At 73.6% G+C, this 19,282-nt stretch carries 17 protein-coding genes; 12 read left to right on the forward strand and 5 right to left on the reverse strand.

From position 1 onward, the window contains the following. The first annotated feature begins 161 nt into the window (after positions 1-161). Positions 162-761, forward strand: a complete 600-nt coding sequence (locus tag AB0J12_RS19450) for a class I SAM-dependent methyltransferase (protein ID WP_363265540.1) — start codon at positions 162-164, stop codon at positions 759-761. 4 nt (positions 762-765) lie between these two features. On the opposite strand, the gene AB0J12_RS19455 is transcribed toward AB0J12_RS19450, so the two are convergent. Beyond that, on the reverse strand, positions 766-1,521 hold the full coding sequence (locus AB0J12_RS19455) for an alpha/beta hydrolase (protein WP_363265541.1): 756 nt from the start codon (positions 1,519-1,521) through the stop codon (positions 766-768). 120 nt (positions 1,522-1,641) lie between these two features. On the opposite strand from AB0J12_RS19455, the gene AB0J12_RS19460 reads away from it, so the two are divergent. Beyond that, positions 1,642-2,166 (forward strand): PadR family transcriptional regulator, encoded by a 525-nt coding sequence (locus tag AB0J12_RS19460; RefSeq protein WP_363265542.1) that lies wholly within the window; start codon positions 1,642-1,644, stop codon positions 2,164-2,166. On the opposite strand, the gene AB0J12_RS19465 is transcribed toward AB0J12_RS19460, so the two are convergent. Continuing rightward, complete coding sequence (locus AB0J12_RS19465) at positions 2,152-3,048, reverse strand: oxygenase MpaB family protein (RefSeq protein WP_363265543.1); 897 nt, start codon at positions 3,046-3,048, stop codon at positions 2,152-2,154. The two genes, AB0J12_RS19460 and AB0J12_RS19465, sit on opposite strands and share 15 nt — an antisense overlap. 168 nt (positions 3,049-3,216) lie before the next feature. Between AB0J12_RS19465 and AB0J12_RS19470 the strand changes: the two genes are divergently transcribed. From AB0J12_RS19470 to AB0J12_RS19480, 3 genes are all read left to right on the forward strand, one after another. Further along, the gene (locus AB0J12_RS19470) at positions 3,217-3,513 is read left to right on the forward strand and encodes a hypothetical protein (protein ID WP_363265544.1); all 297 of its coding nucleotides are present in this window, start codon (positions 3,217-3,219) and stop codon (positions 3,511-3,513) included. A 146-nt stretch (positions 3,514-3,659) separates the two neighbouring features. Then, positions 3,660-4,607 carry a hypothetical protein gene (locus tag AB0J12_RS19475; RefSeq protein ID WP_363265545.1) on the forward strand — a complete coding sequence of 316 codons (948 nt, stop codon included), beginning with the start codon at positions 3,660-3,662 and terminating at the stop codon, positions 4,605-4,607. A 273-nt stretch (positions 4,608-4,880) separates the two neighbouring features. After that, a complete protein-coding gene (locus AB0J12_RS19480; RefSeq protein WP_363265546.1) occupies positions 4,881-6,266 on the forward strand; it encodes a tannase/feruloyl esterase family alpha/beta hydrolase in 1,386 nt (461 codons plus the stop codon). A gap of 4 nt (positions 6,267-6,270) precedes the next feature. Here AB0J12_RS19480 and AB0J12_RS19485 read toward each other — a convergent pair whose 3' ends face one another. Then, a complete protein-coding gene (locus AB0J12_RS19485) occupies positions 6,271-6,453 on the reverse strand; it encodes a hypothetical protein (RefSeq protein WP_030316648.1) in 183 nt (60 codons plus the stop codon). Positions 6,454-6,695: 242 nt separating this feature from the next. On the opposite strand from AB0J12_RS19485, the gene AB0J12_RS19490 reads away from it, so the two are divergent. The 3 genes from AB0J12_RS19490 (at position 6,696) to AB0J12_RS19500 (ending at position 12,690) form a co-directional block, all read left to right on the forward strand. Next, a complete protein-coding gene (locus tag AB0J12_RS19490) occupies positions 6,696-9,737 on the forward strand; it encodes a DEAD/DEAH box helicase (RefSeq protein WP_363265547.1) in 3,042 nt (1,013 codons plus the stop codon). After that, complete coding sequence (locus AB0J12_RS19495; RefSeq protein ID WP_363265548.1) at positions 9,734-11,017, forward strand: SWF or SNF family helicase; 1,284 nt, start codon at positions 9,734-9,736, stop codon at positions 11,015-11,017. Before AB0J12_RS19490 ends, AB0J12_RS19495 begins: the two co-directional genes overlap by 4 nt. A 332-nt stretch (positions 11,018-11,349) precedes the next feature. Then, positions 11,350-12,690 carry an esterase-like activity of phytase family protein gene (locus AB0J12_RS19500; protein WP_363265549.1) on the forward strand — a complete coding sequence of 447 codons (1,341 nt, stop codon included), beginning with the start codon at positions 11,350-11,352 and terminating at the stop codon, positions 12,688-12,690. Positions 12,691-12,746: 56 nt separating this feature from the next. On the opposite strand, the gene xylA is transcribed toward AB0J12_RS19500, so the two are convergent. Beyond that, entirely contained in the window at positions 12,747-13,913 is a 1,167-nt protein-coding gene (gene xylA, locus AB0J12_RS19505) for a xylose isomerase (protein WP_363265550.1), read from the reverse strand. Positions 13,914-14,038: 125 nt separating this feature from the next. Here xylA and xylB point away from each other — a divergent pair, with 125 nt between their 5' ends. The 4 genes from xylB to AB0J12_RS19525 all read left to right on the forward strand — a co-directional run bounded on the left by xylB (position 14,039) and on the right by AB0J12_RS19525 (position 18,963). Continuing rightward, the gene (xylB, locus tag AB0J12_RS19510) at positions 14,039-15,478 is read left to right on the forward strand and encodes a xylulokinase (RefSeq protein WP_363265551.1); all 1,440 of its coding nucleotides are present in this window, start codon (positions 14,039-14,041) and stop codon (positions 15,476-15,478) included. A gap of 28 nt (positions 15,479-15,506) precedes the next feature. Beyond that, a complete protein-coding gene (locus AB0J12_RS19515; RefSeq protein WP_363265552.1) occupies positions 15,507-16,715 on the forward strand; it encodes an ROK family transcriptional regulator in 1,209 nt (402 codons plus the stop codon). Between the two features lie 297 nt (positions 16,716-17,012). Continuing rightward, a complete protein-coding gene (locus tag AB0J12_RS19520; RefSeq protein ID WP_363265553.1) occupies positions 17,013-17,612 on the forward strand; it encodes an N-acetylmuramoyl-L-alanine amidase in 600 nt (199 codons plus the stop codon). Positions 17,613-17,724: 112 nt separating this feature from the next. Continuing rightward, positions 17,725-18,963 carry a phosphodiester glycosidase family protein gene (locus tag AB0J12_RS19525; RefSeq protein WP_363265554.1) on the forward strand — a complete coding sequence of 413 codons (1,239 nt, stop codon included), beginning with the start codon at positions 17,725-17,727 and terminating at the stop codon, positions 18,961-18,963. A 12-nt stretch (positions 18,964-18,975) separates the two neighbouring features. On the opposite strand, the gene AB0J12_RS19530 is transcribed toward AB0J12_RS19525, so the two are convergent. Then, a complete protein-coding gene (locus tag AB0J12_RS19530; protein WP_363265555.1) occupies positions 18,976-19,170 on the reverse strand; it encodes a hypothetical protein in 195 nt (64 codons plus the stop codon). Positions 19,171-19,282: the final 112 nt, after the last annotated feature.

Consider the following 19,282-nt stretch of genomic DNA (forward strand, 5'->3'; position numbering starts at 1 on the left):
GGCCCCGGGACGCTAGGGGGACACGGGCGCACAAAGGGGGCGCGTTTCGAAAGCTGCTGGAATATGACGCAGAGGTGTGCCGGAACGATCGCATCAGGCTCGAACATGCGCACAGCTGCGTCATCCGTGTCGGTGAGGGGCGATGCGGAATCATGCGGTGCATGAGCGATGACCACACGCATGTTCAGGAGTTCTTCACCGCCCGTGCGGCCGACTGGGACAGCCGCTTCCCCGACGACGGCCCGGCCTACGCCGCCGCGGTCGCCGATCTCGGGCTGCGCCCGGGTGATCGGGTACTGGACGCGGGGTGCGGCACCGGGCGTGCGCTGACCCCGCTGCGGGCTGCCGTGGGTCCCACGGGCGTCGTCGTCGGCGCCGATCTCACGCCGGCCATGCTGCGGGCCGCGGTACAGGCGGGGCGGGACCGGGACGGGCTGTTGGCGCTCGCCGACGTGTCGGCGCTGCCGGTGCGCTCGTCGTCCCTCGACGCGGTGTTCGCGGCGGGACTCATCGCCCACCTGCCGCGACCGGCCGACAATCTGCGGGAGCTGGCCCGCGTGGTGCGTCCCGGCGGGGCGCTGGCGTTGTTCCACCCCATCGGCCGGGCCGCGCTGGCGGCCCGTCAGGGCAGGCAGATCACCCCGGACGACCTGCGCGCGGAACCCAACCTGCGTGCGATGCTGGCAGGCTCGGGCTGGCGCATGACGTCGTACGTCGACCGTGACGACCGCTTCCTGGCCCTGGCGGTCAAGGAGGCCTGAGCGGTCACAGCCGCCCGGCGATCGCGGCGGCGAAGGCGTCGGGGTTGTCGAACATGACGTTATGGCCGGCGTCCGGCACGCTCACCACGCGAACGCCGGCGGCCTCCAGCCCTGCGGCGCCCACCAGCTCTCCGCTGTGCTCGCCCTGGAGGTACACCCGCTCCATCGGCAGCTCTTCCAGAAGCCTGCGCATCACCGGGTCCGAGCCGCGCCGCAGACCGACCGCGCTGCGATGCAGGGCACGCGGATCGGCCAGCCGCATGGTGGCGGCCCAGAGGGGCCCCACCCGCTCCAGCACGCGCGCGTGGCCGCCGCCGGCGAACTCGTCCTCCTCGTAGGAGGCGATGCCGCTGCTGCCCGCGGTGGGCGGCGGATCGCGGTCGAGGTTGGCCTCGGTGAGAACCAGTCGGGAGACCAGGTCCGGGCGGCGGTGGGCGAGCACCAGGGCGACCGAACCGCCCATGCTGTGCGCGATCAGCTCCGCGCCGGTGACGTCCGCCGCGTCGAGGGCGGCGGCGAGCGCGTCGGCGTGCTCCTCGAGGGTGTAGCCGAAGTGCTCCGGTCGATCGCTGATGCCGTGCCCGGGCAGGTCGACGAACAGGCTGCGCCTCCCCGCGAGTTCGGGCCGGGCCGCGATGTGTGCGTGATAGACGGACGAGGCCGCGCCCAGCCCGTGCACATACACGCGCGCGGGCTCCGCACCCGGCGTCTCCGTCCAGCGGATCCGGCTGCCCTTGCCGTCGAACTCGGCCTGCCTCATCAAGTCCTCCCTCGGACGTCGGTGTCAGCACGACCCCGAGACGATACATCGCTCTCGAGGTATGGAGAAGTCGAAGTACCGCGTTGTCGATGTACCGCGTGCATGAGAGAGAATGCGGGCATGCTGGAGCTCGCCATCCTCGGATTCCTCTACGACGCCCCGCTGCACGGCTATGAACTGCGCAAACGCATCACGGCCCTGACCGGGCACGTCCGCCCGGTGGCCGAGAGCACCCTGTATCCGGCGATCAAGCGCCTGGAGAAGGCGGGACTGCTGGCGCGCACCACGCAACCTGGGGCGGTCGCCGCGCCCCGGCACGTGCTGACGCTGACCGACGAGGGCAGGCGAGAACTGCGCCACCGCCTGACGGAGCCGGGACCGCAGGACATCACCGACGAGAACCGCTGGTTCACGGTGCTCGCCTTCCTGCGGCACCTCGACGACCCCACCGCCCAGGCGGCCGTGCTGCGGCGCCGGCTGACCTTCCTGGAGCAGCCTGCGAGCTTCTTCTACGACGGTGACCGGCCGGTGTCCGCCGAGGAACTGCCGGACCCCTTCCGGCGTGGTCTGCTCACCATCGCGCGCGCCACATCGCAGGCGGAACTCACCTGGCTGCGCGAGACGCTGGCGTCACTGGGAGGCTGAGTCGCCCATGTGTCGTACGGGGCAGCCGCGCAGGCCGGGAACCGGGTGGGTGCCCAGATCGTTCAACCGGTAGCCGTCGGGGTAGCTCTTGATCTCCCAGTTCTGGCGCGCGAAGTGCGGGGCGCGCCGCGGCGGCAGCAGTCGGACCAGGCGTCCCCGGGTCCGTACCGCGCGGCGCACCAGCGTCTGGGCGGCGGGGCCGGGCGGCGTATAGCGGAAGGCGTGCAGCAGCGGCTCGTCGAGCAGGGCGAGCGTGGCGGTGCGCAGGAGGGGGGCGAGCGGACGTGGGTACCAGGAGGCCATCAGGTCGAGCGTGGCGTCGGAGACCCGGCGCGCGGCCTCGTCCCAGCCGAAGTGGGCCTCTTCGTAGCCGTCGAGGCAGGCTTCGAACTCCTCGAAGTCGGCGGGGAGGTCCTTGATGCCCATGTGCCGGCCGAGGGTGCGGAAGTGTTCGCTGAAGGCGACGGTCTCGTGGCGGGACAGTCTGCGCCAGCCGTAGACGTCGATCCAGCGGCGCGGCATCACGACGAAGGTGCAGAGCACATAGCGCATGTCCTCATTGCTGATGTCGTAGCTGCGGTGCATCTGGTTGATGCGGCGGATCGCCGTGCGGCCCGGGGTGCCGGTGAAGCCGTGCTCGACGATCGCGTCGAGCAGGAGCGCGGTGTCGTCGTAGCGCTTTTGCGTGCGGTCCGTCAGTTCGGCCGTCTCCGCCAGGAGCCGGCCGATGCTCGGCACGGCGTAGGTGCGGTAGAGGGCGAGTTCCAGTGAGCGGGTGTAGTCCCAGGGAAACTCGTAGGCCGAGACCAGGCGGACGATCTCCGTGGCGTCCCGGTACGGGTCCATGCGCCGGATCTGCCGAAGTCGTTCGTAGCGCTTCACCGCACTGTTCCTCTTCTGCCGCCGAGGCTCCAACTCTACGTTGAACAGCAGCAGATGAAGGGCACGAGTGGAACGGTCGGTCGGTCGGTCGGTCGGTCGGTCGGTCGGTCGGTCGGTCGGTCGGTCGGTCGGTCGGTCGGGAAACTTTCCCAGGGGAAGGACGTCACCATGTTCGGCAGGGTGCGCAAGGCCAGTGCCACACTCCTCGGCTCGGTGCGGACAGGGACGCACACCGGGCGCGACGCCCGACCGCACAACCTGTTCGAGGCGGCCGCCGTATACGTCTCGGCCAGGGCGGAGGACGACCAGGAGCGGGTGGACGAGGCGGCCGGCTGGGTGTCGCCGGAGGCACTGTCCTTCGGGGTGAGCGAGCTGGCGTACCGGGCGGTCGTGGCGCTGGCCCGGGAGCGCGGCGAGTCGCCGCGGGAGGTGGCCCGGGCGCTGCTCGGGCTGCCGGCGTCCTGACGCGCCCGCGGGTGCTCGGCCGGGACGGTCGATTCGCCCCCGTCCAGGTGGAAAACTGCAGCTCCGGGTGCGTGGGGAGTCGTGACAAGCGACTCCGCGGCGCACTAGGGTGCGCGCCGTTGGACGAAACCGATGGGGAGGCTGGGATGGCCGGGACGGACGAGGACGCCGTCGCCGCCGAGGACGACGCGCTCTATGTGCTCACGGCGGTGCTGCTGACGCCGGCGCAGTTCCCAAGTGTGCTCGGCGACGACTATCCGGAGGCGTGCGCCGCGCTCGGCCTCGCACCGCTCGCCGACGGTTACGGCCTGGTGCTCGGCCAGGACGGCGCGGGCGCGCGCTGGACGGTCGTGACGGACGACGTGTCGCTGGTCGCCGTCGCCATCGCCTCATGGGACTGCGGCATGGAGTACGACCTGTCACCGGACGAGCGGTCGGTGGTCACCGCGCTCCCGGGCTGGCCACTGTACGTCGCCGTCGCCGCCCCCGGCCTTCCCGAGCCCCACGATCCCGAGCGGGAGGACGACGACGGACCGGTGCTCACCCCGCCGGACACGTCGTTCTGGGGTCCCGCACAGCGCCGGCTCGGTGCGGACGAGGTCGCCCTGCAGTGGGCGGCGTGGCGGGACCAGGTCGACGACGGCAGCTTCGCCCGGCCCGCCGACGGCGGCGAGGACCCCGCGGCGCCGGCCGGCACGGCGCGGGACAGGGCGGACGGAGAGGAACCTAAGGGCGCGGGCTCCGTAGGCCCTTTGCGGACCGAAGGCGAGGGGAAAGAGCAGCCGGATACGCAGTCCGCGACGGAGGCGTCCGGGGACGGCTCCTCGCCCAGTGGCGTCCGCCGTGTGCTGGACGAGGTCCGCGCCTACGTCGACACTCCGCCGCCGCTCGGCAGGGTGAGGTCGTCGTTCGCCCCGGGTGACGCGCGGACCCTGCGCGCCGACGGGCCGGGGTGGTCGCTGGTGGCCCGGACCGACGACATCGCGTTCGTGCTGCTCGACGAGCGGCCGGGCGAGGTCGTACCGGTGGGCCGAGGGCCGGAATTGCCGGGTCTGCTGGAGGCCCTCGACAAGGTGGCCGTGCGTCCTCTCTGACGGCGTTCGCGCGGCAGGAACGGTGCCCGCGGGGCTCTTGACGCCCGTCGGGACACCGCGGTGGCCCAGCGGCTTCCGAGCATGGTGGGGCGCCTCCTGGAGCGGCGCCCCTCCCTCACCATGGTGGGCCGCCCCATGATGCGGGCCCTTTCCCTGGGGCGCCACACCATGGCCGATGGGTCACAGGACCACCACGATGGGGCAGCCGCGGGCCGGCCCGACAGCTGTTGCCGCCCGCACTGTCCCGCTGTCCCCGCTGCCCCGGAGGCCGTGATGCGTCTGTCCCGAGGAATGCCACTCGTCGCCGCTCTGCTGGCGGCCACCGTCACCGGCCCCCTGCCCGCCGCACATGCGCAGACACCCGGGCACTGCGCGAGGCTGGAGGCGGTGCGGGTGCCGGGCGCCGAACTCCAGCGCGCCGCCTGTCTGCCCGACCTCACCACCACGGCGCTCGCCGGCACAACCTACACCGACACCGCCGACCAGGCCGGGCTCACGGCCGCGGCCACCCGGACGCCGTCCGGGGTGCCGGGGGCGCAGATCGACGGTTACTTCCCGGACTCGTCCCACTTCAACACCACGCACGGCTGGCGGCACGACGCGCAGTTCGTGATCCGGCTGCCGGACAGATGGAACGGCGGCCTGGTGGTCACGGGCGCGCCGGGCACGCGCAAGCAGTACGCGACCGACAAGGCGATCTCCGACCAGGTCCTCGCCCTCGGGTACGCGTACGCCGCCACCGACAAGGGCAACAACGGGGCCGACTTCTACCGCGACGGCACCCGGCCCGGCGACGCGGTCGCCGAGTGGAACACGCGGACCACGCAGCTCGCCCGCGCCGCCCGCCGGGTGGTCGCCCAGCGGTACGGCCACGCGCCCCGGCGCACCTACGTCACGGGCATCTCCAACGGCGGCTATCTCACGCGCTGGCAGCTGGAGAACCATCCTGAGTTGTACGACGGAGGCGTGGACTGGGAGGGCGCGCTGTGGACCACGCGCGGCCCCAGTCTGCTCACCTCCCTGCCGACGGGCGTGGCCCGGACGCTCGGCGCGGCCCGGGACGAGGACCTGTACGCGGCGGGCTTCGCGCGGGGCTCGGAGTTCCTGTGGCCGTATCACGAGAAGGCCTACTGGGGCGTGACCCAGAAGATCTACCGCGCGGAGTTCGACCCCGCCTACGACCCCGGCTGCCCCGGTCCGTCGGCCGGGACCACCGCGGAGCAGATCCTCGCACCGTGCGCCTCGGACGCCACGTACGACTACGCCTCGCGTCCGGCCGCCGTACATCGCGCGGTGGCCCGTGTCGCGCTGACCGGCCGCATCGGCAGGCCGCTGATCACGCTGCACGGCGACCTGGACGCGCTGCTGCCCAAGGCCGCCGACTCGGACGTGTACGCGCGGATGGTGGAGGGGAGCGGACGCGGCGCGCTGCACCGGTACTACACGATCGCGGGCGGTACGCACGTCGACGGGCTCTACGACAGCTATCCCGACCGGCTGCGGCCGATCCTGCCCTGCTATCGCTCGGCCTTCGACGCGTTGGTCTCCTGGGTGGATCGGGGTGCCGCACCGCCCGCGGATCACACGGTGACGAAGCCCGCGAGCGGTGACGTGGTCGGCTCCTGTGCGCTGGGCGGCGCGGACGCCGCGGCCCGATAGAACCTCAGCGGCCCAGCTCCTTGCGCGTGACCCGGCGCAGCCTGCGCCGCTGGGAGGGGTCGAGGGTCAGGTAGGCGGCGGTCGGGACGCCGAGGACTATCAGCAGCGCCGCCCACCAGGGCAGCCAGATCAGCAAGAGCAAACCGACCGCCACACCCCCTGCGGCGATCTTCGCGTTCTTCGACATGTGCGTCGCCTCCTTCGCGGCCGCTGCCGCTGTCTGTGGTGGAAACGGCCCGGCGTCTCCCGCAGTTCCGGCCACCGACCCTGACAAAGCCCTGAGAGGCATCCCCTACGGGTCGGCGGCCGGCCGGCCACCGTATTCATGGTGACCCGGCTCACATGGATCGGGCCACGGTTCGGCATGGCCGTGCTGTAACCTCGGCGACTCCCCCCCCAGTAGTCAAGTTTGAGGAGTGCGCCTCCGTCGTGCTGCGTCTTCCCTCGTCCGCCCCGCCGGCGCCCTCGCCCGACCCCATCGAACTGGCCCGGTGCAGCGCCGTGTTCGTGCCCGGAGACCCGCCCCGTACCGGCGCGGTCGCCTTCTGGCGGCCGGACGGTACCGCACCCCCGCCCCCGGCGTCGGCCTCCGTCACCGACCTGACCGTCGCGCTGCCCGGCGAGCACGGCGTGGAGCCGGTGACCGTGCCCGCCCTGCTGCTGCCGGTGCGCACCGCGCTGCCGGTCCTCGCCCACGCGCGTGCCGCCCGGCACGGACATCGCGCGGCCGCCTTCTGGGGCTCGGCCGCCGTCCTGGCCCTGCACTTCGCGGCGCGGGGCCTGTTCCTGCCGGGCCTGTCCGCGACCGATCAGGACGCCTGGCGCTCGGGTCCGCACACCGCCCAGGACCTCGAGGGCATCCGCCGGCTCGCCGCTTCGATGCCCCCGGAGGCCCACGCCGTCCCCCTCGGCTCCGCATGGCCGCTGCGGCTGCCCGATCCGGAAGGGCTTCTGCGGGCCTTCCTCGACGCGGTCGCCGACACGCTGCCCCGCTCGCCGGCCGCTGCCGCGGTGACCGACGGCCCGGCCTTCGCCGTGCACGAGCCACAGCGCATGCCCGAACTGCGCGCCTGGGCGGCCGACCTCGCCGCCGGTCACGACGCGGGGCTCCGGCTGTCCCTGCGCGTCGAGGTGCCGGGGCTCACCGAGGCGGCACAGGACGGCATCGAGGTGCCGCGCTCGGCCACCTCGGCGCAGGCCGGCCTGGGGCTGGACGACGCGGGGCTGGGTGACGCGGGGCACGACGACAAGGGGCTGAGCGACAAGGGGCTGGACCAGGAGGCGCTGGGCGCGGAGGCGCTGCGCTTCCGGGCCGTGCCGCAGCTGCACAGCGTGCGTGATCCCGCGCGCGTGATCGACGCCGCCGACCTGTGGGCGGCTCCGGAGGCCGCGGGCGAGGCGTTCGGTCCACGCGCGCGGATGGACGCCCTGGTCGCACTGCGCCGCGCGACGCGTGCCTGGCCGCCGCTGGCTCCGCTGCTGTCCACGGCCGTACCGGATGCCGTGGAGCTGGCCGACGAGGAGGTGTCCGACCTGCTCGGCACGGGTGCGCGCGCCCTCGCCCAGGCGGGGGTGGAGGTGCACTGGCCCCGGTCCCTGGCCCGCACGCTGACCACCCGGGCCGTCGTCGGACCGCCCGACGACCCGGTGACGCCCGACCACCGACCGCCCGGCAACCCGGTGATGTCCGGCAACGGCTCCACGCGCGTGCCGTCGATCCTGTGCGCCGACGCGAGGCTGTCGTTCTCCTGGTGGTTCGGTCTGGGCGAGCAGCAGCTCACGCGTGACGAGCTGGACCGGCTCGCCGAGGCCGGCCGCCCTCTGGTGCGGCTGCGCGACCAGTGGGTCCTGATCGACCCTCAGGAGGTGCGCCGGGCCCAAGCACGGCAGGAGCGCAAGGTCACAGCCGTCGACGCGCTCGGTGCCGCACTGACCGGCGCGACCGAGGTCGACGGCCACCGCGTCGAGGTCCGGGCCACCGGTTGGCTCGCCGCACTGCGCGACCGGCTCACCGATCCGGACGCCGCACAGGACATCGCCCAGCCCGCCGCGCTGGCCGCCACGCTGCGCGGCTACCAGCGGCGCGGGCTGACCTGGCTGGCCCGGACCACCTCCCTTGGCCTCGGCTGCTGCCTCGCGGACGACATGGGGCTCGGCAAGACGATCACCCTGATCGCGCTGCACCTGCACCGGCAGACCGATCCGGCGAGCGCCGGTCCCACCCTGGTGGTCTGCCCGACGTCCCTGATGGGCAACTGGCAGCGCGAGATCGAGCGGTTCGCCCCGGGCACCGCCGTACGCCGCTTCCACGGTCCGCGACGCGATCTGGAGGACGTGGGTGAGGGCGAGTTCGTGCTCACCACCTACGGCACTCTGCGGCACGACGCCGTCCGCCTGGCCGCGGTGTCCTGGGGCCTGGTGGTCGCGGACGAGGCCCAGCATGTGAAGAACCCCCAGTCCGCCACGGCACGCGCCCTGCGCACACTTGGCGGGCACGCACGCGTGGCGCTCACCGGCACCCCCGTGGAGAACAACCTGTCGGAGCTGTGGGCGATCCTCGACTGGACCACCCCCGGTCTGCTGGGCCGCCTCGGCACCTTCCGTACCCGCTACGCACAGGTGGTCGAAGGCGGCCGCGACCCCGCCGCCGCCCAGCGGCTGGCCCGGCTGGTGGGACCGTTTCTGCTGCGCCGGCGCAAGTCGGACCCGGGGATCGCGCCCGAGCTGCCGCCCAAGACGGAGACCGACCGCGCGGTCGCCCTCACCCCGGAGCAGGCGGGTCTGTACGAGGCCGTGGTGCGCGAGACCCTCGCGCGGATCTCCGAGGCGGACGACATGGCCCGGCGGGGGCTCATCGTGAAGCTGATGACGGCCCTGAAGCAGATCTGCAACCACCCGGCGCAGTTCCTGAAGGAGGAGAACCCGAGGATCGCCGGGCGGTCGGGGAAGCTGGAGCTGCTGGACGAACTGCTCGACACCATCCTGGCCGAGGGGGCGAGCGTCCTGGTCTTCACGCAGTACGTGGGCATGGCCCGGCTCGTCGAACGCCATCTGGCCGACCGTGGAGTGGCGACGCTGTTCCTGCACGGCGGGACCCCGGTCGTCCAGCGGGAGGCGATGGTGCGGCGCTTCCAGGACGGTGAGGTGCCGGTGTTCCTGCTGTCGCTGAAGGCGGCCGGCACGGGGCTGAACCTGACCCGGGCCGAACATGTCGTCCACGTCGACCGGTGGTGGAACCCGGCCGTCGAGGCGCAGGCCACCGACCGGGCGCACCGCATCGGCCAGACCCGGCCGGTGCAGGTGCACCGGCTGATCGCCGAGGGGACCATCGAAGACCGCATCGCGCAGATGCTCGACCGCAAGCGGGAGCTGGCCGAGGCGGTCCTCGGTACGGGCGAGTCGGCGGCCCTGACCGAGCTGACGGACGCGGAGCTGGCCGAACTGGTCGAGCTGCGGGGAGGAGAGCGATGAACCGGCAGGACGAGGCGACCGAGCGGGTCTTCGCGGCTCTGCCGCCGGTGCGGGGGCGGGCTTTCGCCCGCACCTGGTGGGGGCTGGCCTGGCTGAGGGCGCTGGAGGACACCGCCCTGGACACCGGGCAGGTGAAGACGGGGCGCAGGCTCGCGCGGGCGGGCGCCGTCGGCGCGGTGTCGGTCCGGCCGGGCCGGCTCACCGCCGTCGTACGGGAGCGGGACGGCATCGGGTACCGGGCCGATGTGCTGCTGGCGCAGTTGGCCGAGGACGCCTGGGACCGGCTGCTCTCGATGGCGGTGGAACGCGCGGGTCACGTGGCGGCACTGCTGGAGCGGGAGATGCCGCCGCATCTGGTCGAGGACGCGGCACACGCGGGTGTCGACCTGCTGCCGGGGATCGGTGACCTGGAGCCGCAGTGCGAGTGCGGCGCCTGGGACCACTGCGGGCACACGGCGGCCCTGTGCCATCAGGTGGCGCGGCTGCTCGACGAGGATCCTTTCGTGTTGCTGCTGATGCGCGGCCGGTCCGAGGGGGCCGTACTGGAGGCCCTTCAGTCCCGTGACGCGGCGCCCGCGCGTGAGCCGGAGGGCGTGGACGCGGCGGAGGCGTTCGCAGCCGGGGCCGTTCTGCCGCCGTTGCCTGTCGCGCCCGAGCTTCCCGAGGAGCCGGGGCAGCCGCCTTCCCTGGACAGCGAGACGGCGGGCCCCGACCCGGCCGCGCTGGAGTTCCTGGCCGCCCGGGCCGCCGACGCCGCCCATCGGCTGCTGGCGCAGGCGCTGAGCTCTCCGCCGACACCGGCGGATCCGGAGTTGACGGCCGCCGAGGACGCCGTACGGCTTGCGGCCGGTGAGCCGGGCCCGGAGGTGGCCCGGCGGCTGGCGGCCGCCTCGGGGAGGTCACCGCAGGCGCTGGACCGCGCCGCTCTCGCGTGGCGGCTGGGCGGGGCGGCCGGACTGTCCGCACTGGAGGAGGAGTGGACGGTGCGGGGTGAGACGCTGGCACGCGCGCGTGCCGCCCTGGACGCCGCGGGGGAGGACGACGAGCGCCCGCCGCTGAAGGCCGAGGGCAACCGGTGGACGGTGACGGACGCGCAGGTGCGTCTGGGCCGGGACGGCCGCTGGTGGCCGTTCCGCCGGGCACACGGGCACTGGGTACCGGCCGGACCGCCCGCCACGGACCCGGCCACCGCCCTCATGGCGGCACGATCCGACGGCCCGGCACAGGCCCACGGCCCGGCACAGGCCCACGGCTCGGCACAGGCCCACGGCTCGGCATGATCCGACGGCCTGACATCGGCCCACGGCTCAGCACGATCCAGCCGGCCCGGAGCCAGTCCCCGCCTCGCCACGGCCCGCCACCACAGCCCACGCCTCGCCACGATCCAGCCGGCCCGCCGACAGCCCCCGCCTCGCCACGATCCCGACGGCGTAGCGAGGAGCCCCCGGCCTCGGCACGAGCCAGCCGACGGCCGGCCAGGCGCCCCGGGCGCAGGCGCCCCCGGGCCGGTCCGACGAGCGGCCGACGCCCGGTGTTCACCTCGCCGTCGCGCGGCATTCGGGGGCGGGCCCAACTCTGGCGGCAGTCAGTGAACTTGTCTCCAGGAGGCCCGATGTCCCCGTACGCCGCCGGCCGGCGCCGTGTCCACCGTTCCCTCGCGGTGGGCGTTCCCTTCGCCGTGGTGGCCGCCCTCGCCGCGGCCCATCCGGCCGTGTCGGCTGCCTCGGCCGACGCCCACGTCACCCGTACGGCGACGCTCGGGGACCTGCCGCTCGGTGAGTTCAGCAACGCGCTGCTGCCGGGCACGGTGGACGACGACCGGGGCGTGGACCTCGGCGGCGTCGGGAGCGACATCTACCCGGCGGGCCGCAAGGGCGAGTTCTGGACGGTGACGGACCGCGGGCCCAATGGCCAGATCAAGGTGAACGGCAGCAAGCGCCGAACGTTCCCGGTGCCGGGGTTCGACCCGGCGATCGTGAAGATCCGCGTGCAGGGCGACACCGTGCGGGTGCTGAAGGCCGTCCCCATCACCACGGCGTCGGGCCGCCCGGTCACCGGTCTGCCGAACCAGCGGGGCCGCGACGAGGCGCCGTACTCCTATGACGCGCGGACGCCGCTGTCGTACGACCCGAACGGGCTGGACACCGAAGGGATCGTGCGGTCGGCGGACGGGAGTTTCTGGGTCGTCGACGAGTACGGGCCGTCGCTGGTCCACGTCTCGGCGAGTGGCAGGGTCCTCACCCGTTACGTGCCCAAGGGCCTGAAACTGACCGGCGCGGACTACCCCGTGATGGAAGCCCTGCCGTCCGTGCTGCTGCACCGGAAGATCAACCGCGGCTTCGAGGGGCTCGCCCAACTGCCCGGCGGTGATCTGGTGATGGCGCTGCAGAGCCCGCTGTCGCTGCCGGACACGGCCGCGGGCGAGGCCTCGCGCACCACGCGGCTGCTGCGCTTCTCGCCGCGGAAGCAGGCGGTCACGGCCGAGTACGCCTACCGCTTCGACCCGGTGGGTGTGGTGGACCCGGGCGAGGACGACACCTCGGAGCTGAAGATCTCCTCCGTGGTCGCGATGGGCGGTGACCGGCTGCTGGTCGAGGAGCGCACCGATCGGACGGCCCGGTTGCAGCTGGTCCGTCTGGAGCGCTCGGCGGACATCCTCGGCGGCCGCTGGGACGACGACACGACGTCGCCCTCGCTGGAGCAGCTCGACGACCCGGCGTCCGCGGGCGTCCCGGTACTGAGCAAGCGGCTTGTGGTGGATGTGGGCACGGTGGCCGGCGTGCCCGGGAAGATCGAGGGCGTCGCGCGCGTGGACCACGACACCCTCGCCCTGATCAACGACAACGACTTCGGGATGACCGACGGCACCGGCGCCTTCGATGCGCAGGGCCGGCTGGTGGACAGCGGGGTGGAGACGACCGTGGTCTACGTGCGCCTGCCGCACACGCTGTAGGCGGAGCGGTGGGGGGCGGCACACGCGTGTGCCGCCCCCCACGAGCTGTCCGGCGGTCAGCCGCGTGCCCCCAGCAGGTGGTCCATGGCGAGCTGGTCGAGGTGCTCGAAGGCCATGCCGCGGGAGGCCGCCGCCTCGACGTCGAAGTCCTCGAAGGCCGCGCGGTCGGCGAGCAGGGCCTGGAGGCCGTCGGAGGCGGTGGGCTGGGCGAGCTGGTCCAGGCGGGCGTCGCGCAGGGCCTGCTGCACCTCGGGGTCGGCGCGGAAGGCGGCGGCGCGCTCCTTGAGGATGAGGTAGTTGCGCATGCAGCCCGCGGCGGAGGCCCAGACGCCGTCGAGGTCCTCGGTGCGCGGCGGCTTGAAGTCGAAGTGCCGCGGACCGGCGTAACCGGCGCTCTCCAACAGGTCGACCAGCCAGAACGCGGCACGCAGATCGCCGGCGCCGAAGCGCAGGTCCTGGTCGTACTTGATGCCGGACTGGCCGTTGAGGTCGATGTGGAACAGCTTGCCCGCCCACAGGGCCTGCGCGATGCCGTGCGGGAAGTTCAGCCCGGCCATCTGCTCGTGGCCGACCTCGGGGTTCACGCCGTACAGCTCGGGGCGCTCCAGGCGCTCGATGAACGCAAGCGCGTGGCCGACGGTGGGCAGCAGGATATCGCCGCGCGGCTCGTTGGGCTTGGGCTCGATGGCGAAGCGCAGGTCGTAGCCCTGCTCGGTGACGTACTCGCCCAGGAGGTCGAACGCCTCCTTCATCCGGTCCAGCGCCACCCGCACGTCTTTGGCCGCGCCGGACTCGGCACCTTCGCGGCCGCCCCAGGCGACGTAGACCTGGGCGCCCAGCTCGACGGCGAGGTCGATGTTGCGGATGGTCTTGCGCAGCGCGTAGCGGCGCACGTCGCGGTCGTTGGAGGTGAAGGCGCCGTCCTTGAACACCGGGTGGGTGAACAGGTTCGTGGTCGCCATCGGCACCTTCATGCCGGTGGCGTCCAGCGCCTGCCGGAAGCGCTTGACGACCGCCTCCCGCTCGGTGTCGGTGGAGCCGAAGGGGATCAGGTCGTCGTCGTGGAAGGTCACCCCGTGGGCGCCCAGCTCGGCAAGGCGCTGCACCGTCTCGACCGGGTCCAGGGCGGCGCGGGTGGCGTCCCCGAAGGGGTCCCTGCCCTGCCAGCCGACGGTCCACAGACCGAACGTGAACCTGTCCTCGGGGGTGGGCTGGTAGCTCATGCCACGGCTCCTTGCTCTTGCTCGCGACTATTTCGTCATGGCGCTTTACAAATTAGTATGCGCACGCACCGGGGGGAAAAGACAAGGGGCACGCCGTCCCGAGCCGCATCGAGAGGGAGAGCACGATGTCAGCAGCCGAGGGTCCGCTCGTCATCGGCGTGGACACGTCCACGCAGTCCACCAAGGCGCTGGTCGTCGACGCCTCCACCGGCCGGGTCGTCGCGAGCGGCCAGGCACCGCACACGGTCTCCTCCGGCGCCGGCCGCGAGAGCGATCCGCGGCAGTGGTGGGACGCGCTGTGCGAGGCGCTGCGCCAGTGCGGCGAGCCCGCGCACGAGGCGGCCGCGGTCTCGATCGGCGGGCAGCAGCACGGCCTGGTCACCCTGGACGAGCACGGCGAGCCGGTCCGCCCGGCCCTGCTGTGGAACGACGTGCGCTCGGCGCCGCAGGCGCGCCGGCTCACCGAGGAGCTGGGTGGGCGGAAGTTCTGGGCCGAGCGCACCGGGAGCGTGCCCACCGCGTCGTTCACGGTGACGAAGTGGGCCTGGCTCGCCGAACACGAGCCGGAGGCGGTGCGCGCGACCAGGGCGGTGCGTCTGCCGCACGACTACCTGACCGAGCGGCTCACCGGCCAGGGCACCACCGACCGCGGCGACGTCTCCGGGACCGGCTGGTGGGCGTCGACCGGCGAGGCGTACGACGAGGAGATCCTCGCACGCGTGGGACTGGACCCGGCGCTGCTGCCCCGCGTGGTGCGCCCGGGAGAGATCGCCGGCACGGTCCGCGAACACCACGATCTGCCGTTCTCCAAGGGAACCCTCGTCGCGGCGGGCACCGGCGACAACGCGGCCGCAGCCCTGGGCCTCGGCCTGCGTCCCGGAACGCCGGTGATGAGCCTCGGCACCTCCGGCACGGTGTACGCGGTGTCCCGGCACCGCCCCACCGACCCGACCGGCACCGTGGCGGGCTTCGCCGACGCCCGCGGCGACTGGCTGCCGCTGGCCTGCACCCTGAACTGCACGCTCGCCGTCGACCGCGTCGCCGCCCTGCTGGGCCTGGACCGCGAGGCCGTCGAGCCCGCCGCCGACGTGACCCTGCTGCCCTACCTGGACGGCGAGCGCACACCGAACCTCCCGGACGCCTCCGGCCTGCTGCTGGGCCTGCGCCACGACACCACCGCCGGCCAGCTGCTGCAGGCCGCCTACGACGGGGCCGTGCACGCGCTGCTCGGCGCGCTGGAGAGGGTGCTGGACGAGGACGCCGACCCGGCGGCTCCCCTGCTGCTGATCGGCGGCGGCGCGCGCGGCACGGCCTGGCAGCAGACGGTACGACGGCTGTCGGGGCGCCCGGTGCAGGTGCCCGAGGCCCGGGAACTGGTGGCGCTCGGCGCGGCGGCCCAGGCGGCCGGGCTGCTCACCGGGGAGGACCCGGCCGCGGTCGCCCGGCGCTGGGACACCGCGCGCGGACCCGTGCTGGAAGCCGTGGAGCGGGACGAGGAGACGCTGAGCAGGATCTCCGGGGTACTCTCCGACGCGTCCCCGCTGCTCGGGCGGGAGGTCCACTGACGACATCGACCGAGGACCGGCTTCCGGCATGAGCGCACCGCTGCACGAGACCCACCCGGCGTCCCCGGGGCGCGCGCTGCCCGACACCCAGCAGGGCATGCGCCGCCGCAATCTGGCCCGGGTGATGCACACGGTCAGCGCGCAGGGTCCGCTCTCCCGGGCCGCGGTCGCCTCCCGTATCGGCCTGACGAGGGCGGCGGTGTCGACCCTCGTCGACGAGCTGATACGCACCGGGCTGCTGCAGGAGCTGGGCCCCGAACGGCCCGGGCGGGTGGGCCGGCCGGGATCGGCGCTCGCCGTCAGCGATCGCGGTCCCGCCGGGATCGGCGCGGAGGTCGGCGTCGACCATCTGGCGGTCTGCGCGGTGGACCTGCGCGGTCAGGTGCGGGCCCGGGCCGAGCGGCACGGCACGAACCGGGGCCGCTCCCCCGAGCCCGTCCTCGCCGAGCTGGCCGTCCTCGTCCGGCGGGTCGTCGCCGAGGCCGAAGGTGAGGGTCTGTGGCCCGCCGGGCTCGCCGTGGCGGTGCCCGGCCTCGTCGCGCCGGACGGGCGTACGGTCGTCCGCGCCCCGAACCTGGACTGGCGCGATGCCGACCTCGGCGCGCTGGCCCCGGACGGCGTCCCGCTGGTCGTGGACAACGAGGCCAACTTCGGCGGCCTGGCCGAACTGTGGCTCGGCGAGGGCACTCCGCGGGACTTCCTGCACGTCTCGGCCGAGATCGGCATCGGCGCGGCGGTGGTCGTGGACGGGCGGCTACTGCGCGGGGCGCGCGGTTTCGCGGGCGAGCTGGGGCATGTGCCGGTCCACCCGGACGGTCCCGCCTGCGGTTGCGGCGGCCACGGGTGCCTGGAGCAGTACGCCGGTGAGGAGGCGGTCCTGCGGGCCGCTGATGTGGAGCCGGGCGAGGACCGGGTGGGGCTGCTCGCCGAGCGGGCGGCGGGCGGCGACGAGGCGGTGCGGCGGGCCCTGCGGGAGGCCGGGGTGGCGCTCGGCATCGCCCTGACGGGTGCGGTCAACCTGCTCGACCCCGAAGCCGTCGTGCTGGGCGGCGCGCTGGCCGGTCTCGCACCGTGGCTGCTGCCGGCGCTCCGTGAGGAACTGGACGGGCGCACGGCCGGACGCGCCTGCCCGGTCTCGGTGTCCCGGCTGGGGCCGCAGGGACCGCTGCTCGGTGCCGCGCACTCGGTGGTGCGGGCGGTACTGGACGACCCGGCGCAGGTGGCGGAGCGGGCCTGACGCGCGGGGAGCCGGCGCCCCCAACGCTCATCGAACTGAGGTGAGTTCGCCCGAACGGGTGAGCGCGTTGTCCACAATGCGTGTGCCGTCCACCGACCCGGCGCCGTCCTCTTCTGCGCGCCCCCGGACGGCCGTACCGTGAAACCCGGTCGTCGCCCGTCCCTCGCGGCGAACCCGCTTTCCCCGCCGCGCGCATGACGGAGCGTGACCCGATGAGCGACCCAGGATCCACAGCGCTGCCCCCGGGCTGCCGTACGGCGGCCGGGCACCCTCCCCCACGTCGAAAGGCATCCGCCCATGGAACGGTCACGACCGCTTCCCAGCAGACGACGGCTCCTCACCGGCGCCGCTCTCGCCGCCGCCTCCTCCGCCCTGTTCCCGCCCGCGCGGGCCGGCGCCCAGGCACAGGCCGTCGACTATCCGCCCGCCGAGTGGCAGCCGGCGAGCACCTCCAACTACACGGCCTCCAGCCGGCCGTCCGCCTATCCCCTGGATTACGTGATCATCCACGTCACCGAGGAGACGTACGCCACGACCCTTTCCATCTTCCAGAACCCCCAGAAGAAGGTGTCCGCGCACTACGTCGTGCGCTCCTCCGACGGGCATGTGGCCCAGTGCGTGCGCGAGAAGGACATCGCCTGGCACGCGGGGAACTGGGACTACAACACGCGCAGCATCGGCATCGAGCACGAGGGGTGGGTGGACCAGCCGGCCTACTTCACCAACACCCTGTACGAGCAGTCGGCGAGACTCACGGCGGCGATCTGCGACCGCTACGGCATCCCGAAGGACCGCACGCACATCCTCGGCCACTACCAGGTGCCGGGCGCGGACCACACGGACCCCGGACCGAACTGGGACTGGGTGCGCTACATCCGGCTGGTCAACTTCGCCTGACGGCACGGAGGCATGCACTGCACTCGGGCCCCGTGTCTGCCGCGCGGGGCGGTGCCGTCTGGGGCGCAGCCCCGGGATCCTGGGGACAGTTGACGTGACATCAGGGGGACTCGTGGCGACACGTCGGAAAAGCCCCGCGCGGGGCAGATCGGTCCTGACACTCCTCGCGGCGCTCGGCACGCTGACCGGAGCAGCCCTGGCGGGCGCGGCGCCGACCGGTGCCGCCGAGCGGGGAACACCACTCGCGCCGGGCGTGGTGTACGAGGAGTTGGACATCCAGGGCGCCAAGGGAGTCACGCACGCCCATGTACTGAGCGTGGACCTGCGCAACGCTAAGGTGCGCCTCGGGCTGCTGTACCCGGGCGCGGTGGCCGCGCGGGCGCCCGTCTCACAACTGGCCGACGCCGAGGGCGCCGTCGCGGGCGTCAACGGTGACTTCTTCAACATCACCGAGACGCAGCACCCGGACGCGGACGCGACCGGGGCGAGCGTGGGCCCGGCGATCGCGACCGGTCACGTACTCAAGGCGGCGGTGCCGGGCGGACAGCGGTTCGGGCCTGCGCTGCCACCCGGCACCACCACCGAGGAGGTCATCGGTATGGGGACCGACCGGCGGGCCCGGATGGGGCGGTTGAGCCTGCGCGGCTCGGTCCGCACCCCGGACGGCACGCTGCCTCTCGGCGGGCTGAACCAGTACGCCCTGCCCGTCGGTTCCGTCGGCGCTTTCACCGCCGAGTGGGGCAGCGCCTCGCGCAAGCGGGCGACCTGCGGCACGGACACCGAGCGGGCCGCACCGTGCAGCACCGACACCTTTGAGGTGACCCTCCGTCAGGGGCGGGTGGTCGCCGCGCCCGACACGCCGGGCACCGGACCCATCGCACGCGGGACGACCGTGCTGGTGGGCCGGGAGACCGGTGCGCAGTGGCTGCGGAAGCTGGCCGAGGGCGAGAAGGTGAGCGTGACGCACCGGCTGGTCGCCGCCGGGAGCGGGGTGCCGTACCACTTCGCGCTCGGTGGCTATCCGCTGCTCACGGGCGGGCAGCCGCTGCCGGGGCTGGACGACACCACGGCCGCCGTGCGCACCGCCGTGGGGCTTGCCGACGGCGGCCGGCGGGTGCTGCTGTTGGCCCTGGACGGTGCCGCCGAGTACCGCACGGGGCTGACCGTCGCGGAGGTGGCCGAGGCGCTGCGCGGGCTGGGTGCGCGCGAGGGGTTCAGCCTGGACGGCGGCGGCTCCACCACGCTGGTGGCCCGGGCGCCGGGAGAGACGGCCGTGTCCGTGCGCAACCATCCCACCGGTGGCGCCGAGCGGCCCGTCCCGAACGGCATCGGTGTGTTCGTCGGCCGGTGAGGGCCGGTGGGCTCACGGCCGGAGGCTGCCGACGATGTCGGCGGTGGCCGTGAGCCCGCTCTGGATGGTCGGCGCCATGCTGGTGCTGGCGAGGTAGAACCCCAGCAGCAGGCAGACCAGGGCGTGGGTGATCTTCAGTCCGCCGTTGCGGATGAAGATCACCGCCAGGAGCAGGAGCAGCAGCACCACTGAGATGGAAATCGCCATCGTCGGCCTCCTCCGCCACGACGCCGCATGACGCGACGCCACGCCCTTGCACGCCCGTCCGTTCCACGGCGTTCGGCCGCAAGTGTGGCGTAGGCGAGGGTTGACCCGGGTG

It is taken from the genome of Streptomyces sp. NPDC049915 (genome assembly GCF_040656475.1).
In the GTDB taxonomy this organism is placed as follows: Bacteria; Actinomycetota; Actinomycetes; order Streptomycetales; family Streptomycetaceae; genus Streptomyces.

Coding starts and splice junctions, on each gene's coding strand:
- xylA (WP_363265550.1), bottom strand. CDS start 13,913: ATGAGCTACCAGCCCACCCCCGAGGACAGGTTCACGTTCGGTCTGTGG.
- AB0J12_RS19460 (WP_363265542.1), top strand. CDS start 1,642: ATGCTGGAGCTCGCCATCCTCGGATTCCTCTACGACGCCCCGCTGCAC.
- xylB (WP_363265551.1), top strand. CDS start 14,039: ATGTCAGCAGCCGAGGGTCCGCTCGTCATCGGCGTGGACACGTCCACG.
- AB0J12_RS19530 (WP_363265555.1), bottom strand. CDS start 19,170: ATGGCGATTTCCATCTCAGTGGTGCTGCTGCTCCTGCTCCTGGCGGTG.
- AB0J12_RS19515 (WP_363265552.1), top strand. CDS start 15,507: ATGAGCGCACCGCTGCACGAGACCCACCCGGCGTCCCCGGGGCGCGCG.
- AB0J12_RS19500 (WP_363265549.1), top strand. CDS start 11,350: ATGTCCCCGTACGCCGCCGGCCGGCGCCGTGTCCACCGTTCCCTCGCG.
- AB0J12_RS19495 (WP_363265548.1), top strand. CDS start 9,734: ATGAACCGGCAGGACGAGGCGACCGAGCGGGTCTTCGCGGCTCTGCCG.
- AB0J12_RS19455 (WP_363265541.1), bottom strand. CDS start 1,521: ATGAGGCAGGCCGAGTTCGACGGCAAGGGCAGCCGGATCCGCTGGACG.
- AB0J12_RS19475 (WP_363265545.1), top strand. CDS start 3,660: ATGGCCGGGACGGACGAGGACGCCGTCGCCGCCGAGGACGACGCGCTC.
- AB0J12_RS19450 (WP_363265540.1), top strand. CDS start 162: ATGAGCGATGACCACACGCATGTTCAGGAGTTCTTCACCGCCCGTGCG.
- AB0J12_RS19485 (WP_030316648.1), bottom strand. CDS start 6,453: ATGTCGAAGAACGCGAAGATCGCCGCAGGGGGTGTGGCGGTCGGTTTG.
- AB0J12_RS19520 (WP_363265553.1), top strand. CDS start 17,013: ATGGAACGGTCACGACCGCTTCCCAGCAGACGACGGCTCCTCACCGGC.
- AB0J12_RS19470 (WP_363265544.1), top strand. CDS start 3,217: ATGTTCGGCAGGGTGCGCAAGGCCAGTGCCACACTCCTCGGCTCGGTG.
- AB0J12_RS19480 (WP_363265546.1), top strand. CDS start 4,881: ATGCGTCTGTCCCGAGGAATGCCACTCGTCGCCGCTCTGCTGGCGGCC.